We start from the raw sequence: 18,064 nt of genomic DNA, 5'->3' as shown, positions 1-18,064 counted from the left end.
AGCTTCCGACTTGAAAGAAGTAGGAATACGTAGAAATGGCTAGCATAAAAAATCTTGTTCTAGGATATCACATTAACGAGCAAATATACGCAGGCAATCGAACTCTAGTTTATCGCGGTTGTCGGTCTTCAGATCGGCTGCCCGTAGCGATCAAGCTGCTGCGAAATGACTTTCCCCGCTTCAACGAACTGGTTCACTTCCGCAACCAGTACGTCATTGCTAAAAACTTAGATATCCCTGGCAGTGTCAAGGCATACAGCCTAGAGACTTACCACAACCACTATGCTCTGGTGATGGAAGACTTTGGCGGAATTTCCTTATGTAGCTACCTGGCTAATCTAGCATCTGAGAGCAACGAACCCCTAGAAGGCTTGCCCGTGAGCGAGTTTCTGCCTATTGCGATTCAAATTGCCAACTCCCTCGACGGACTTTATCGCCACCACGTCATCCATAAAGACCTCAAACCTGCCAACATTCTCATTAACCCCACCAGCAAACAAGTCAAGCTGATTGACTTCAGCATCGCTTCCCTACTACCGCGCGAAACCCAAGAAATTCAAAATCCCAACGTGCTTGAGGGCACTTTACCTTACATTTCTCCCGAACAAACTGGGCGGATGAACCGAGGCATTGATTACCGCACAGATTTTTACTCGCTGGGAGTCACATTCTACGAATTATTAACAGGAAAGTTACCATTCCAAACAGACGATCCAATGGATTTGGTACACTGCCACCTCGCCAAACAGCCCCTCCCAGCCTCAAGTTTAAACCAGAGCGTTCCATTGGTGCTGTCGGAGATTGTCAGCAAACTGATGGCGAAGAATGCTGAAGCTCGCTATCAAAGCGCCCTAGGACTCAAGTTTGATTTGGAAATTTGTTTATTCCAGTGGAAAGAGACAGGGAGGTTAACTAACTTTAAAATAGGGGAGCGAGATTTGTGCGATCGCTTCATCATCCCAGAAAAATTATACGGTAGAGAAACCGAAGTATTCTCCCTGCTATCGGCCTTCGAGCGCGTGAGTGGCGGCAGCACCGAAATGATGCTCGTTGCCGGTTTCTCCGGCATTGGTAAAACCGCTGTTGTCAACGAAGTTCACAAACCAATTGTGAGACAGCGTGGCTACTTCATCAAAGGCAAATTCGACCAATTTGCGCGCAGCCAGCCCTTCTCAGCTTTTGTACAAGCTTTTCGCGATTTAATGGGACAATTGCTCTCGGAAAGCGATGCTAAAGTTGAGGAGTGGAAGACTCAAATCCTGGCAGCATTGGGCGAAAATGCTCAGGTAATCGTTGAGGTAATTCCCGAACTAGAGCGGATTATTGGCTCGCCACCCCCGGCACCAGAACTCGTCGCCAGTGCTGCCCAAAATCGCTTCAATCGGTTATTCGAGAACTTCATCTCTATCTTCGCCACTAAAGAACATCCCCTCGTTATTTTCTTAGACGACTTGCAATGGGTAGACTCAGCCTCATTGAAGTTGATTCAACTCCTGACGAGCGATCGCGATCGGCGCTATCTCTTTTTAATTGGAGCGTATCGAGATAACGAAGTTTTTCCCGCACACCCTTTGATGGTGACATTAGCCGACATTCAAACAACCGGAGCTACGGTAAACACCATTACTCTAGATCCGCTTGAGCGCTTCCATTTGAATTGTCTGATTGCCGATACATTAGCTTGTTCTACAGCGTTGGCTCAGCCTTTGACAGAACTCGTTTATCAGAAAACCAAAGGCAATCCATTTTTTAGCACACAATTCCTCAAATCTTTGCATGAAGATGGGATAATTGAATTTAATTTTGCAGCTCGGTATTGGCAGTGCGATATTGCTAGAGTCCGAACCTTGGCTCTAACGGATGATGTACTAGAATTCATGGCACTTCAGTTGCGAAAGCTGCCAGCCCGGACACAGGAAGTTTTAAAGTTAGCTGCTTGTATTGGCAATCAGTTCGATTTGGCTACATTAGCAATTGTTGATGAGAATTCACCAACAGAAACAGCAACAGCTTTGTGGAAAGCATTGCAAGAAGGGTTGATTTTACCAGTTAGCGATGTTTATAAATTTTATCAAAAATGTGGTAACAGTTTATCAACATCAATCACTGGAGAAGAATCCGAGCAATCACCAGTTAACAATGACCAATTAGTTAAATACAAATTTTTCCACGATCGCGTCCAACAAGCAGCCTATTCCCTCATTCCTGAAGACCAAAAGCGCTCTACTCACTTAAAAATCGGTCAACTGCTGTTAAAGAATACGCGCGAAGCCGATCGAGAAGAAAGAATGTTTGATATTGTCAACCACTTGAATATGGGAGTAAATCTAATTACCCACGAGCTAGATAGGGAGCAATTAGCACGGTTAAATCTGGTTGCCGGAAAGAAAGCTAAAGCTGCTACTGCCTATTCTGCTGCGGTTGAATATTTAAATATTGGCACAGAATTACTGGCAGTAAATAGTTGGGAGAATCAATACGAACTAACATTAGCGCTGCATACCGAAGCAGCAGAAGCGGCATATCTAAGCGGTGACTTTGACCGGATGGAGACATTAGCATCACTCGTGGAAAGCTGCGCCAAAACGCTACTGGACAAAGTGAAGGTATATGAAGTACAGATAGAAGCTTATATGGCGCAAAATAAGCTACAGGAAGCTCTGAATACAGGGTTGCCAGTCTTACAGCAGTTGGGGGTAGAGTTTCCCTCCGAGCCAAATTTCTCTGATATTGGACAGGCACTAGGAGAAACCGCGTCAATTTTGAGCGGAAAGGGAACTGAGGACTTAATCGATCTCCCTCTAATGACAGATCCTCAACAAATAGCAACTATAACCATTCTGTCAAGCCTATTTACTCCTGCCTACATAGCGCTGCCGCCACTCGCGCCTTTGGTAGTTTGCAAACAAGTCAATTTATCTGTCCAATATGGCAATGCTTCTTTGTCACCCTATGCTTTTGCCATATATAGTTATCTTCTCTGTGGCATGGGAGATATTGAGCGGGGCTATGAGTTCGGTCAAATGGCTTTACGTCTCTTGTCAAAGTTGGATGCCAAAGAAATCCAAGCCAAGACATCCGCAATGGTACATTCTAGTATTCAACCTTGGAAAGAACACTTCAGAAAGAGCTTAGAACCTTTGCTGTCAGATTATTTTTGTGGGCTGGAAACCGGAGAGTTAGAATTTGCTGGCTATGCTATCTTTCAATACAGTTATTACTCGTATTTTATTGGCAAGCAACTAACGCAACTCGAACGAGAGATAGCAAGCTACGCAGATGCCGTCACTAAAATTCATCAGGAAGCAGCACTTTCTTATCAGAAAATTTGTTGGCAAGCCGTTTTGAACTTGATAGGAAGAGCGCAAGACCCATGCCATTTAAAGGGAGAAGCCTACGACGAAGAGACAATGTTGCAACTGTATGAGCGAACCAATAACTACCTGGGGATTCATTACTTATACTTGCACAAACTTGTGCTTTGTTATCTGTTTGAAAATTACCCGGAAGCCTTAAAAAATATCGCTCAAATAGAAAGTTATTTGAGCGCAGCTTCAGGGCAGATAACTGTTGTCCTCTTCTATTTCTACGATTCTCTAGTACGGCTGGCAGTGTATGCCGATACTCCACAGTCCGAACAACAGGAACTTCTTGACAGAGTACAAGCTAATCAAGAAAAAATCCAGAAATGGGCGCATCATGCCCCCATGAATCATCTGCATAAATTCTATCTAGTAGAGGCAGAGCGGCATCGGGTTTTAAACCAAAAAATAGAAGCGCTTGAGATGTACGACAAGGCGATCGCCCTCGCCAAAGAAAACGAATACCTCAACGAGGAAGCTCTAGCTCACGAACTCGCTGCTAAATTCTATTTAGAATGGGGTAAAGAAAAACTGGCAAAACCTTATTTAATTGATGCTTACTATGCTTACGCTCGTTGGGGAGCAAAAGTAAAGATTGACCATTTAGAACAGCGTTATCCCCAATTGCTGGCTGTGATCCTGCAACAGGAGCGAACTCGCCAGAATCCGACCGAAACAACTCACACATCCAGCAGTGAATCATCCGTATCTAACACGAATAGAACAATTATCGGTAGCACTAGCAGTTGGGGCTTAGTAGATTTGCCGACAGTAATCAAAGCTTCTCAAGCTCTATCGAGCGAAATTAAACTCGATCAATTGCTCACTACCCTCATGCAAGTGGTGGTAAAGAATGCCGGAGCACAAACCGGAGCATTAATTTTGAATGAAGAGGGAAACTGGAGGATAAACGTCCACTGCACAAACCGCCAAGAGTGCCTTCTGCAATCAATGCCGGTTGAGGAGAGTGAAGTAATTCCTCTCACCCTGATCAACTACGTCAAACGTACAAAAGAAACCCTGATTTTTGATGATGCTAGCAATCAACCAAGATTTGCATCTGACCCCTACATAATCCACCACCAACCTCAAAGCCTGCTGTGCACTCCGATCAGCGAGCGAGGGAAAATGATGGGGATTTTGTATTTGGAAAATAATTTAGCAACCGGGGTATTCACGGGCGATCGCGTCGCCATCCTCAACATCCTGTGCTCCCAAGCAGCAATTTCCTTACAAAACGCCAGACTGTATCAACAATCCCAGGAATATGCCCAAAAACTAGAACAATCTATCCACGATCTCAAACAGATGCAGTTGCAATTGGTGCAGGGTGAAAAAATGTCTGCTTTGGGAAATTTAGTCGCAGGGGTAGCCCACGAAATTAACAATCCCGTAGGCTTTATCGCGGGAAATTTGCAACCGGCTATAGAATATGTGGGGGATTTATTCAATTTGATTGATTTGTATCAAGAAAAATTTCCTAATCCGGGAGGAGAAATTGAAGCAGAAATTGAAGATATGGACTTGGAGTATTTGCGAGAAGATTTGCCCAAATTGATTGGTTCAATGAAAGAGGGAGTCGATCGCATCCGCAATATCAGTACAAGTTTGAGAACGTTTTCCAGGGCAGATAGCGATCGACCAGTTGCTTTCAATATTCACGATGGACTTGAAAGCACTCTGCTAATTCTCAAGCACCGTTTAAAAGCCAGCGAGTTCCGCCCTGCCATTGAAATTGTGAAAGAGTATGGTAACTTGCCCCTAGTGAAATGCTTTCCTGGACAGTTAAACCAGGTATTTATGAATGTGCTGGCTAATGCCATTGACGCTCTGGAGGAGTCAAATAAGGGGCGCTGTTTTAGTGAAATTAAAGCCCTACCTAATCAAATCACGGTTCAAACTGCTCTGAGCGAAGACAACAATCAGGTTGTGATTCGGATTAAGGATAATGGAGTGGGGATGTCGCCCGAAGTCAAGGAAAACATCTTTAACCACTTATTTACAACCAAGCCTGTGGGTCAAGGAACCGGATTAGGATTGTCGATCGCCCACCAAATTGTTGTGGAAAAACATGGAGGTACATTAGTGGTGAATTCTTCTTTAGACCAGGGTTCGGAGTTTGTGATTTCTATTCCGGTGTGAGCCTTTTGTAGTAAGGCTTGAGGGCAATTAGCAGACCCTCGAAATGACAAGCCACGTTGTTAGAATAAACAGGAAACTGGGCACGGGGAACGAGCAACAGGCTAGGGGTTGTCGTGCTAGAAACTGGCGACTACGGACTTGGAAAACAAAGAATCGAGGCTAATTTTCCCATCATCAGCCCGCACCTTATTCGTGATTGAGACAGCGGTTTCCAACCGCCCGCTTTACCAACACTCTCCCCTTTTTTTGTGCCCGTTTTGAGTCAAGAGTTCCCTTGAGATTTTAAGCCTCTACCTTGCCGAAATGAAAGCAGCTATCATGCTACTCAGATTGTGGAGGTGAACTAACCTGACGGTCAACTGGGTACAGTTAGACCGCAGGCTTCTTTTTCCTTTTTTTCAAAGGCTTTTTTGAGTGACGGAGTTCCCCCGCCACTTTCATAACTCAGACCAATCTTTCTGACGAGTTTAGCTGAATTTTCGTCTCGATCTAAAGATTCCCCACACTGGCAAGAATGCCACCGTTCCGATAATTCTTTCGGGACTTTATTGAGGCAGTTCCAACAGTGCTGGGAAGTTCCCTTTGGATCAACAAATAAAACACTTTTACCTAGTTTCCAGGCGACATATTTCAGAACGTTGGCGAATTGCCCGTGAGCAGCATCAAGCATGGATTTATTCAAACCACTCTTAGCTGACTGACCGTTAGGCAAATAAACCAAATTACCATTCTCAATATCGGTCTTGGGCTTGGCACGTCTAGTCAGATTTTTGACACTCAAGTCTTCAACAACTAAAACATCACATTTACCGAATAACTCATGTGCAGTTTTGAACTGAAAATCTAATCGGGATCTAGCCACGAACTGATGGAGTTGGGAAACCTTGTCCTTGATTATTTTCCAAGGTTGAGAACCCTTGACTCTATTAGCTAACTTCGCTTGAAGCCTTGCTAATTTCTGAGCCGATTTCCTCAAAAATCTAGGATTCTCAACTCTTTCACCATTGGAAAGGTAAGCGTAATTAGTAATTCCCAAGTCGATACCCACAGTATTTTCATCAGTCGGTTGAATTTCTGCAACCGTTACGGGAACCGTCTTATCTTCTAGCGTCAAGGAAATATACCACCCATCCGCTTCTGAGATAACACTACCCGTCTTAACTTTGAACCCTGTTGGTATTGGGCGGTGAAAAACCATAGGTACTTGACCTATTTTGGCAAGGCTAATACAAATCCTATTTTGCTCATCCTTGACAATATTTAGGTTGTCTAATTGAGGATAAGTGAAGGATTTGTAGTAGGGTCGCCCCTTGAATTTAGGCTTGCCTCTACGATGGCCATTTTTGTCGGGCGTAGTAAAGTTTGAAAAGGAAGTTTCTACTCTGTTGACGACATCTTGCAAAACCTGAGAATCCAACACTTTATAATTAGGAAACAGCTTTTTAGTGTTTTTTATGTCAGCAAGTTGTATCGTCTGCCACTGTACATATCCGCCTTCAATGTTCGAGAAAACGTCACCTTTCCTGGTCAAAGGATTGCCTGATTCATCCTTCTTTCTGCCATCTCTAGTTTGCACTCTCGTCAAAGGAATATTTCGATAAATCTCCTCAACAGGGACTATCGAAACAATCAATGGGCAAGCGTTTATGGGCGTTCTCGTGGCTGACCACCACCTAAATCTTTCGCTGAGTCGGTAGTTGTACTGCCGGCGACAAAGTTCTAAGTGAGCCACAATCGTCGTTAGTTGGGCAATGGTTGGTTTGAGGCGGTATTTGTAAGTTAGTTGCATTTCTAAACTTCCTATTTTCGACCTTTGCATAGTATAGTTTATGTACGTCTAAAATGCAACACCAAATTACTATTTTAGCACTGGGAAGAACATCGAAAATCAAGATGCTCCCGAAGATTGATTCATAGTAGGCAAGTCTAATTGTCGGCTTCCGTTCCTCCATCCGACGAGCCTTTCATCACGCGGGCGTAATTCATTCGGGGTACTTCGCTTAGCGCTCAGATTCATCCCCTCTGAATATACGCCCGGGACTTCCCGGCTGGTAGTTAAAATAGATTTCGAGGCAATTTTAGAAATACTTTTGTCTTGACCGATCGCCCTGATGCGGTGTGGAGTGAAAGCAAAAAGTGGTATACAAGAGTGGTTTATATACCACTTTTGTATACCACTGCCGATAAATTGCACAGATGGCTAAAAAAGCGGATAGCCTCAAAGCCTTGTGGAGTAAGGGATGTACGGAGAGGGTGGGATTTGAACCCACGTTAGAGTTACCCCTAAAGTAGATTTCGAGTCTACCGCATTCAACCGCTCTGCCACCTCTCCAATTGATTTGAGATGTGAGCTAAAAGTATTTTACCGCACAGTGTGCCAGATTGTAAATCTTTATAAAAAAGAAGTTTGATTTTCTTCAGATTCCAAAGTGGTCTTAAATCCCCCTGCTGGAGTCCACTGGAGGGCTCCGTCGCGCCCTGTCCAGAAAATCTGGGTTTTGCTTTGGCGCAGTTGGGCTGCGGTTTCTGGGTCGATTTCGTCAGCAGAGGCGATCGCCACTTGTGGCCCAACTGCGCTTAACAACTCAGCCGTCAGGGCTTTTCCTGACCACCACAGCACTTGAGCCGGCTTCAAGGTTCCCGTTGCTGCCAATTTTTTTTGCGCTTCCGGTGTCATTTCACCGACGAGCAACCAAGTTCGATTTCCCACCAGGAATTCTACCACCGGAATCTCCGCATTCACCAACTGCAACCGCGTCGCACCCATATCAACTGTACTGTTAGTTTCTAAAGGAAAGTAAACGCCTTGGCGAGATTGCACAGCCGTCATAAATTCCTGATTGTTGCTACGGTAAATTTGTTTGGGAGCGTTATTATCATAAAAGGTTTTTATTGGCAAGCGTGCTAGTAATTTTCCCCAACCACTGCTCAATCCTAAATGACCGTGAGTGGCGATCGCAAAATTCACAGAATTAACTCCTTGCTGCTGCAAAAAAGGCAACACTGTAAACCTTACGGTATTTTCATCACCGCTATTAATTAGCGCCACTTTTCCCCTATCTTGAATTACTAAAACAGGTTCGCCAGATGTCGCCAGCAAAGTAACTTGAAATAAAGATGATTGAACGTGCCAAGCTGGCAAAACTATGATACTTATTCCCGCTACCAGCGCCAGCGGTAAAATCCAAGCAGATGAAAAACTCGGCAGCGCAATAACTCTGCTTTTCCCCTTCTTCCCTTTCCCCTTTTCCTGATTTTTTCCTCGGACTGCTTCCGGCTTCCGTCTTTTTTCTTCCTTCCTCCTTCTATCCGTTACATCCGTTACAGAATCCGTTGCCGAACTTCCTTCTTCCTTCTTCTTTCTTCCCCCGATCCAAACCCAGCAAATTAAACTGTAAAGCGCGATTAGCTGAAACACCGATACTTGACCGACAGCTACCGAATTACCGGGTAATTGCGAGAAATATTGGGCGATCGCAATTAACCCCTTTGCCGGATAGTCCAGCAGTTGTGCTAAAACACTGCCAGCGGGCGGAAAAATCAATCCAGCTAAAGCGCTAACCATCCCCCCAATACTCAAAATCCACAGCAAAGGAGCCGCAATAATATTAACTAAAATGCTGTAAGGTGATACCACGCTAAAAACGTAAAGTAGCAGCGGCAGCACCCAAACTGAAGCGGCGATCGGAACCACAACAATCGAAGCGATCGCAGGAGGCATCCAGTCCAATTTTGCCATCAGTGGTGGCGTTGTCACGATTAACCCCAAAGTTGCCAAAAAACTTAGTTGAAAACCTAAATCCCAAATCCACAAAGGGTTAACCAGCAGTAAAATAGTAGCAGCGATTAACAGCAATCCCAGCGGCTTAACTTGGCGGCTGAGCACCAAAGCAAATAGTGTTCCAAATCCCATCAAAGCAGCGCGGCATACTGATGGTTCAAAGCCAGTTAATGCCACTAGCAAAAATAAAGCACCGACGCCAAAACTAAATTGCAATTGTTTGGAAAAACGCCTGGTTAAAGCTAGAACTAAAGCCAAAACCATCGAAACTTGAGTGCCGGAAGCTGCGATCGCGTGGGCTAATCCAGCCTGCACAAAATAGTCGCGGATGTTGTAAGGTAAATCTACTGCTTGTTTGCCGAGGGCGATCGCACTGATTAGCGGGCCTTCGGGAACATTTAACTGCGATAGTTGCGATCGCACGATCCGCTGCCGCATCGCTTGAATTTTCGATGGCTGCATCCCGCTTGGTTCCAAGAAAGCAGCCGTTTGGCTGTTAACTCGATTTACATCCGCGATCGCCTTTTCTCTCTTCCAGTCAATTTGACGCCCTTTGAGCCCTACAAAAGCTCCTTCTCTGGCTAAATATGCTTGAAAATTAAAAGCCCCCGGATTCGACGGCGGCTGCGGTTTGTACAAGGAACCCACAACTGCGATCGTATTGTCGGCGTACAAACCCGTTGCTTGCAGCAGGGGCACTGTAACGTAGAGTTTGCCGGATACTGGGCGGTTTACGACTGCTCCTCCCTCGCCGCCGTTGATTTCGCTAACTAAATCTGTTTCTAGCCAAAATTGCGATCGACCCGATCGAGTCAATCGAGGCGTACTGACAACTCTACCGCGAACTGTCACTGCCACTTCTTGAGTGTTTCCAACCGCCGGAATCAGTTTGCTGATGTCATCTATTGCCGGTTGGGGCGATCGAACTGCAAAATAAACGCTAGCTAGAAATGCCAGCAAACCAGCAACCGCCCACACCCATTTCGCTCTCGGCAGCATCTCCAACAAACTCAACTCTTCCCTCGCATCTAAGGGTGCTTCAAGAGCATTTTCTTTTTGTCTGCTGCGTCTTTTCTTAGTAACTTTGACAGAATTTTTAGTATATTTTCGCAACAATTTCGGCAGGGCGATCGCTACCGTTATTCCCAAAGCAAGTATCCCGTATCTACCCCAAGAAACCGCTGTAGAAATCAATCCCAAAATGTAGGCAAGACAGAAAATGACACCCGTTGCTTGATTCATTAATTAGCAAGTAATTAGCAATTTTTACTGTCCAAAGTAGAGTTGGTTTCAGTCCAGAACACATAATATCAATTCCGGTTATATCGGAATGATTTAACCACAGAGAACGCAGAGAACGCAGAGGAAGAGAAGAGAGAGAGACGAATAATGCCGATGAAGAGAGGATTTCATATAACCTCTGTATGTAGGGTACACATTGCGACCCTACATATACTACCACTGCCTGATAAGTCTTCTTCTAAATAGACAGCCCCAATTTTAAACCGAAAGCCGCGTGCAGCACCATAAGTGCAAGGGCCGTCGTGCCTAAATAAGCGTGAACCGCGCGCAGTGCTAGCTTATTGCCCCCAAAACCCGTTAGCGAAATCAAGCTGCCAATAGCCAGCAAAACCAGCACTGCCGAACCCGTCCAAAAATGCGGACTTTCCATGACTGGCTGGTGCTGCATCACCAGCGACAGCAAGCCGCCTGTATAGCCCAAAGCTAGAAACAGAAACATCCACGGTGCAAGCTTGCGGTGATCCGAGCGACTTTTGAGTGCGACATCTTTATCGGTGGCCAAACGTCCCTGCCATCCCGTATACCCGACAAAACTGCCCATCGCCACTACCACGATCCCCATCATTACAGGGTGTCCCCAATGGGTAATTGGTTCGGGAATTCCTAGACTGCGAAATTGACTGGCGATGGGTTCTAGTAGTTCGCTTAAATTTACCATTTGATACTGACTCCAAACTTGGCGATAAATATTTTCGGACTAATCATTAAAATATTATAAAATATTAGTGTAGCAAGTGCGATCGTGCACTTCAAAGAGCCGTTTAACCTAACAGCCCAACATTGGCCAAAAGCCTAGATATACGCAAAACTTAGCCGGCTTGGGCCGGCTGTGAGATGTTTTACAGCAGTGATGCTGCTTCAAGTTAATTATTAGCCCGATCGGCTAAATCTAAGAGCAAAAATAAACGCCATTCGCCCGCACATCACACCCCGTGGGCTGCCTTTTGCCCAATCTTCACAGCCTCATCCTCACTCTGGATGTTAAATTATACCTGCCTGCTCAAAGTTAATTTCAATTCCTTGACTTTTGAATGCCCAAGGGGAAATTTAACATCGCAGCCGACGAGCCGTCACACTTCTACATTTTGCTAATCGTTCTCAAGGGAGAATCAACTGCTGAAAAAAAACTAGAGGTTCCAAGTTTGAGACTTCTGGCATCAAGTATGCCGTCTGCCCAGGCTCACTTCGATCGACCGATCGCTAAACAGTCTCAAGGCACCCTGATAGCACTCTTGGCTGTTGAGCAGCCATCGCTGTGCACCTAAATGAATCCTCCCAACTAACTCGCTGGGGATTCGGTTTTAGCAGACAAGCAGCCACTTTCTTGCGTCGCCTTCCTCGGAACCGTGCAATCGCTACACTCACTGGGCCGTCGCTAAAGTAGCTTCCGAAGGTTGGATTTGATACTTTACGAGATTTGCCAGTTCTTGTAACTGATTAATCGCTTCTGCACCTTCTAGTTTCATGAGTTCGCGGTCGTCCCGCATCTCAGTCCAAGTGATACCGTAATCTGACACTAAAAATCGAATCAGATGGTTGTCCGTCAAACTGACCATAAATGAGGCACTGTTCATCTGACCCCCGCAAGTGTAGCAGGATGCCAGATAACCCCGATGCTCTAGCACGATCGCTAAAGCTTGGAGGTTCATTACCAAATCTTGAACGAATTTACGGTGTTGTTCTGCAAGTCTCAGAAACACAGTTCTCCTCCTATCACCACACCGTGTATTTTACATCCCATTTAATAATTTCTTAATAAGTGGGTCTTTAGGTGCTGGTTCAGTATACGTTTAGTATGCTCAAAAAAAATCGGATTAGCGACCTCTTCAGCCTACGTATACTAGATTAACCGAGTTGCGATCGAAACGAAGTATCAGCAGCAACATTCACCCAAAACAGGCTCTCGCGGGGGACTCCAGCCGGAAAATTTGCCTGCTGTCAGGGCTGATTCAGCCGTTCGAGAGCCCAAAGATACAAATAACTAATGATAGTAATGAAATTAGTTAAGTAGAAGAGTTCAATCACCCTGGGGATACTCGTCCCAAAGCGTCGTCGTCTGCCGCAAGCTCCGAAAATCGCCATTCCCCAAAATCAAGTGATCCAGTAGCGGAATCGACAAAAACTGCGCTCCCGCCAGCAACTGTCGCGTCAAAGCAATATCCTCCGGGCTCGGTTCCACAATCCCCGATGGGTGATTGTGCGAGATAATCGCCCGCGTCGCCCCCTGGCGGATCACCTCGCGAAAAATATCCCGTGGGTGAGCCAAAGTTTCCGTGGCTGTGCCGATCGTAATTACCTGAGTACCCAGCAGCCGATTTTTCACATCCAGCAACACCACAGCAAAACGTTCCTGAGACTGCCACATCAAATCCTGACTCAGGGCATCAGCCGCCGCTTGGGGAGAGTCAACCACAGCCATTTCCGGCGGCCGCGACTGAAAAACCCGCTTCCCCAACTCCACCGCAGCCAAAATCGAAGTCGCCTTAGCCGGGCCAATCCCGTGAATCTGCGTCAACTCCTGAACGCTAATACTGCGTAGCACAGCCAGAGGATCGCGGGAATGCAAACTCAACTGATTTAAAATATACTGTCCAAGCCCTACGGCGGAAAGTTTGCCGGGGCCCTGACCAGTACCCAGGAGAATCGCAATCAATTCTGCAGTTGCCAAACTTTTCGGGCCACCCGCCATCAACCGTTCCCGTGGCCGTTCACTCGTTGGCAAATCGGCAATTCTCAAGCTGTAAGTCATAGCTGCACCCGCACCGCAAGCTCAACAATTAGACAATTTTAGCCGATCAATTTGTGTTCTTCAATTCGTACAATCACCGAAAAAAGCCTTCATCATTAACCGAGGCTGTTGGCAGATAAAATCTAACCCAGGGTTTCGCAAGCGATCGAGTCTCGATGTCGATCGACCTTAAACCGATCGCCCGGATATGCCTCTAACACTCGCTGCGCTTGGGCTTGAGTCGCAAATTGACACTCCCCACGGCTAGAAGCCAGGCCGGGCGGATTTATTCTGACCGGATGATTATATAATAGAACCGGCGCGAGGCTAGGGGACGATCGCCCGTTCTATCCAAACTCTGTGCATAGCTCCATGAATTTAATTGAAGCTATTATTGCAGTGTAAGGATTCAGGTCTGAAAAATGGGAATAAACGAGCGGCATAGGCAAGGCACAAGAATGTGCAGAAATAGCCTCACGGAAAAAAGCCATTACTCAACGAGCTTGAAAACGACAGGTTTGAATCACACGAGCGGAGATTAGCAGTTTCCTCAAATCGTTTCATCGAACGAGATCCGCCAAAAACTTTCCGTTTAGTTACAGCTAGCCATAGAGAAAGTTCTGCTAAATTATTATCCGGAGACATCGAGGACTCATCCAGAAAATACCACCACTGTTTTGCTTTATCTGGTAAGTATTTGAGCAACAAACCTGCGGCATAACCCACAAGGATCAACCAAGTCACCAAAGCTTGATTCAATCTTATTTTGAAATCTTGATCCCACGAGTTGTAGGTAAGGATCGCGAATTAAATAACTTACAATTTTAATTGTTATTGTGGGATGGGCGTCCCGCCCGTCATGAGTGGACGGGCGGGACGCCCATCCCACTTTCAAGAGTGGAAATTATTTAATTCTCATTCCTAAGTATATCCTTTGTTTTGCGCCAGGACTCATGGGCGATAAGCTGTTCGGCATTTAAAAGACGATAGTAGTGTGCCTCATTACAGAAGTGTTTCCCGCATAAGCGCGTAAGTGTTCACTCCTGACACCAGAGGGATTAATTCGGTTGAATAGCCGCTAGAATTTGCCCTGCTGTCACCGTTTGCCCCTTTTCACAAAACAATTGAGCCACAGTGCCAGCAACATCAGCAGTAATAGCAATTTCCATTTTCATCGCTTCCAAAATTAACAGACGATCGCCCTCAGCAACCACATCTCCCACATTAACCAGCACCTGCCAAACATTAGCCGAAACGTGAGCGACAACTGCCTCACAGTCGATCGGCAAAGTAACCTCCGCCGCCGTGTCAGAAGCCCCATCCGCCGAGGATTCTGCGGCAGCTTCAGCGTCAAATTCCCCGGAGGCGGCCCAGCGATCGCGCTCTGCATTAAATGCGGTCTGCTGCTGCGCTTTAAACTCAGCCGCACTGTTAGCAATAGAATGCAAAAACTCATTGTATTCTCTCAAATTAAAAGTGATTTCCTCAACCTTTAATTTAAACTTACCTTCAATAAATTCTTCCCGACAGCGGTGCAATTCCTCATGAGAAACCGGATAAAATCGGATTTGGTCAAAAAAGCGCAAAAGCCAAGGTTTACCAGACTGGAAATCCGCCGTTTGTTTGAACCGATTCCACATTTGCACCGTGCGGCCGACAAATTGATAACCTCCCGGCCCTTCCATCCCGTAAACGCACAAATACGCGCCGCCAATGCCAACTGCATTTTCAGGAGTCCAAGTGCGGGCGGGATTGTATTTAGTAGTAACCAAACGGTGGCGCGGATCGAGGGGAGTTGCGACGGGCGCGCCTAAATAAACGTCTCCCAAACCCATCACTAAATAGCTAGCATTAAATACAATTTCTCTGACTTGTTCGATGCCCTCAAGCCCGTTTATGCGGCGAATAAACTCAATATTGCTGGGACACCAAGGTGCATCCGATCGCACAGACTGCATATATTTTTCAATAGCCAACAGCGTCGATTCATCTTCCCAAGATAAAGGCAAGTGCACAATTCGCGCCGGCACTTCCAAATCCTCGATCGCCGGAAGTTCCGCCTCCGCCGCAATCAGCGCCTGCATTAGCTGCTGTTGCGAAATCTGGCTGCCCTCAAAGTGAATTTGGAGCGATCGCATTCCCGGCACTAATTCGATAACACCCGGCAACGGATTTGCTTTCAACTGTTCCATCAATGCGTGCGCCCGAAAACGCAAATTTAAATCCAGCACCAACGGGCCGTATTCAACTAGAATATATTTATCCCCAGCTTGACGGTAAGTAACAGCAACCTGTCCCGGAGATTCTGGAATTTCGTGCAAAATTGGAGAAGCGGGAACTGCGGGCAATTCCGCCGAAGTTTCCCCAAAAACAGGCAAACAAAAAGTAGCAATTTGCCTATTTTGTGCTAATTCCCGCTGCAAAGCTTCAGCAAAACTCAAACAGTGAAAGCGAATGCTATCCCCCGGTTTCAGTTGCCCGATTTTCCACAATTCCGACTGCACAATAGTAGCAGGACAGACAAAACCTCCCAAACTCGGGCCGTCCAGACCCAGAATTACAGGCATATCGCCCGTAAAATCGATCGTGCCGATCGCGTAAGCATTATCGTGAATGTTAGACGGGTGCAAACCCGCTTCTCCCCCGTCTTGACGCGCCCAGGTGGGCTTCGGGCCGATCAGCCGAATGCCCGTCCGCGTCGAGTTATAATGCACCTGCCATTCTGTGGAGAAAAACATTTCGATGTCTGACTCAGTAAAGAAATCCGGCGCGCCGTGAGGCCCGTACAAAACGCCGATTTCCCAATTATTGCTGTAGGTGGGAATTAATTCTGGAGGCAAAGATATTTCCGCTTCCAGAGTTGCAGTTTGGTTGAGTTTTAACACATCTCCCGGACGCAGCGTGCGGCCCGCGTGTCCGCCAAATTTGCCCAGTACAAAAGTTGATTTGCTGCCCAAATAATCGGGGACATTAAAGCCGTGTTTGACTGCTAAATAAGTGCGGTAGCCGCCGCCTTGAATGGCTTTTAACTTGAGAATGCTGCCAGCTTTTACGGGAATAGCTGTCCAAAACGGCACCGATTCGCCGTTTAGCGTTCCCTTCATAGTTGCCCCAGTCAAACTAATAACTGTATCGGCATTAAAGCGCAGAGTTGGGCCTGTAGCTGTGAATTCCAATCCTGCTGTCGATTCGGGATTTCCTACTAAACGATTTGCCGATCGAAATGCCAGATGATCCATCGGCCCGGAAGGCGGCACGCCAACATCCCAATAGCCAATCCGCCCCGGATAATCCTGAATGCTGCTGTAGGTTCCCCCATCCAATACATCGATCGTTAAAGGTGCGTATTCAAAAGAGTTTAAAAAGCGCGTGCTCAGTTCGCCCCGGCTGAATCGGGAATCGTCCAAAATCTGGCGGAGGTAATCTAAATTAGTTTCAATTCCCGCTATTTCACTGGCATCTAAAGCAGCTTTTAGTTTTACGATCGCCTGCGATCGATTATCCCCGCAAACGATTACTTTGGCTAGCAGCGGATCGTAAAAAGGAGTTACCTCCGTGCCGGTTTCTATCCAACTGTCGCAGCGGACGTTTTCGGGAAACGCAACTTGATTCAGCAACCCGGAACTCGGCTGAAAATTCTTGCCGGCATCTTCCGCATAAATTCGCACCTCAATTGAGTGGCCCTGCGGTTGATAGCGGTACTCTTCCAGGGGGAACAAATCTCCCGAAGCCTGTTTTACCATCCACTCAACGAGGTCGATGTTGTTGACAGCTTCAGTAACGCCGTGTTCAACTTGCAGGCGCGTGTTGACTTCCAAAAAATAAAACTGTTTCGCATCGACATCAAATACAAATTCAACAGTACCGGCTGACTGGTAATTTACCGCTTTTCCCAGCCGCACTGCTGCACCGTACAACAGATTTCGCTGTTCGTCGCTAATAGCAGGGGCGGGGGTTTCTTCAATTACTTTTTGATTGCGCCGCTGCACGGAACAATCTCGCTCGCCCAAGGCTATGACGTTTCCTTTGCCATCTCCAAAGATTTGGACTTCAATGTGTCTGGCTGTTTGAATGTATTTCTCTAAAAAAACGCCGCTTTGTTTAAAATTGCTTTGACTCAAACGCTGTACTTTTTCAAAGGCTTCTGCCAAATCTCGATCGCCAAAACAAGCCTGCAAACCGATACCACCGCCGCCTGCGGTACTTTTGAGCATCACCGGATAGCCGATCGCCCCAGCCGCTTTTTGGGCATCCTCCAAACTTGCTAAAAGTTCGCTTCCGGGAGTTAGCGGCACTTGATTTGCAGCGGCTATTTCCCGCGCGGTGTGCTTCAATCCAAAGCAGCGCAACTGAGTCGGAGTCGGGCCGATAAATGCAATATTTTCGCTTGCACAAGCTTCGGCAAATTCAGCATTTTCGCTCAAAAAGCCGTAACCCGGATGGATAGCTTGAGCTTTTGTTTGGCGCGCAACTTCGAGAATGCGATCGAACCGCAAATAACTCTCGGCTGCGGCGGCTGCACCGATACAAACAGCTTCGCTGGCGGCGAAAACGTGCTTGGCATGGGCGTCGGCTTCAGAATATACTGCTACCGAAGCAATTCCGAGGCGATCGAGTGTGCGGATAATTCGGCAGGCAATTTCACCGCGATTTGCAATCAAAACTTTGTTAAACATTTAGGGAATTGGGAATTGGGAATTGCTAATGGCAGGGGTTCAGAAACCGGGTTTTTTCCTAAATCTTGGTGAG

Annotated in this window: 8 protein-coding genes, 1 tRNA gene and 1 pseudogene; 2 read left to right on the top strand and 8 right to left on the bottom strand. The window is 46.4% G+C overall.

The genetic code is table 11. From position 1 onward, the window contains the following. The first annotated feature begins 35 nt into the window (after nucleotides 1–35). Nucleotides 36–5,504, top strand: a complete 5,469-nt coding sequence (locus QT984_RS20875; protein ID WP_333055128.1) for an AAA family ATPase — start codon at nucleotides 36–38, stop codon at nucleotides 5,502–5,504. A 355-nt stretch (nucleotides 5,505–5,859) separates the two neighbouring features. Here the strand turns inward: QT984_RS20875 and QT984_RS20870 are convergent, their stop codons facing one another. The 4 genes from QT984_RS20870 to QT984_RS20855 form a co-directional block, all read right to left on the bottom strand. After that, complete coding sequence (locus QT984_RS20870) at nucleotides 5,860–7,293, bottom strand: transposase (RefSeq protein WP_333055127.1); 1,434 nt, start codon at nucleotides 7,291–7,293, stop codon at nucleotides 5,860–5,862. A 456-nt stretch (nucleotides 7,294–7,749) separates the two neighbouring features. Beyond that, nucleotides 7,750–7,836, bottom strand: a tRNA-Ser gene (locus QT984_RS20865). Nucleotides 7,837–7,896: 60 nt separating this feature from the next. Beyond that, nucleotides 7,897–10,527: a ComEC/Rec2 family competence protein gene (locus QT984_RS20860; RefSeq protein WP_333055126.1), complete on the bottom strand. Its 2,631-nt coding sequence runs from the start codon at nucleotides 10,525–10,527 to the stop codon at nucleotides 7,897–7,899. Between the two features lie 238 nt (nucleotides 10,528–10,765). Continuing rightward, entirely contained in the window at nucleotides 10,766–11,245 is a 480-nt protein-coding gene (locus QT984_RS20855) for a DUF4079 domain-containing protein (RefSeq protein WP_333055125.1), read from the bottom strand. Between the two features lie 373 nt (nucleotides 11,246–11,618). On the opposite strand from QT984_RS20855, the gene QT984_RS20850 reads away from it, so the two are divergent. Beyond that, nucleotides 11,619–11,852 (top strand): hypothetical protein, encoded by a 234-nt coding sequence (locus QT984_RS20850; protein WP_333055123.1) that lies wholly within the window; start codon nucleotides 11,619–11,621, stop codon nucleotides 11,850–11,852. A gap of 96 nt (nucleotides 11,853–11,948) precedes the next feature. Here the strand turns inward: QT984_RS20850 and QT984_RS20845 are convergent, their stop codons facing one another. The 4 genes and pseudogenes from QT984_RS20845 to uca all read right to left on the bottom strand — a co-directional run bounded on the left by QT984_RS20845 (nucleotide 11,949) and on the right by uca (nucleotide 17,991). Continuing rightward, entirely contained in the window at nucleotides 11,949–12,287 is a 339-nt protein-coding gene (locus tag QT984_RS20845; RefSeq protein ID WP_015176985.1) for a DUF1815 family protein, read from the bottom strand. Nucleotides 12,288–12,604: 317 nt separating this feature from the next. Beyond that, nucleotides 12,605–13,336: a RadC family protein gene (gene radC / locus QT984_RS20840; RefSeq protein WP_333055122.1), complete on the bottom strand. Its 732-nt coding sequence runs from the start codon at nucleotides 13,334–13,336 to the stop codon at nucleotides 12,605–12,607. Nucleotides 13,337–13,812: 476 nt separating this feature from the next. Continuing rightward, nucleotides 13,813–14,038 (bottom strand): annotated as a pseudogene (locus QT984_RS20835) (IS66 family transposase); the annotation flags it as partial. Between the two features lie 335 nt (nucleotides 14,039–14,373). Beyond that, nucleotides 14,374–17,991, bottom strand: a complete 3,618-nt coding sequence (gene uca / locus QT984_RS20830) for an urea carboxylase (protein ID WP_333340572.1) — start codon at nucleotides 17,989–17,991, stop codon at nucleotides 14,374–14,376. Nucleotides 17,992–18,064 lie beyond the last annotated feature (73 nt).

It is taken from the genome of Microcoleus sp. Z1_B2 (genome assembly GCF_036700325.1).
Classification (GTDB): domain Bacteria; phylum Cyanobacteriota; class Cyanobacteriia; order Cyanobacteriales; family Microcoleaceae; genus Microcoleus.
Note: the sequence above shows the minus strand (reverse complement) of the source record. Positions and strands in the feature narration are given on the sequence as shown.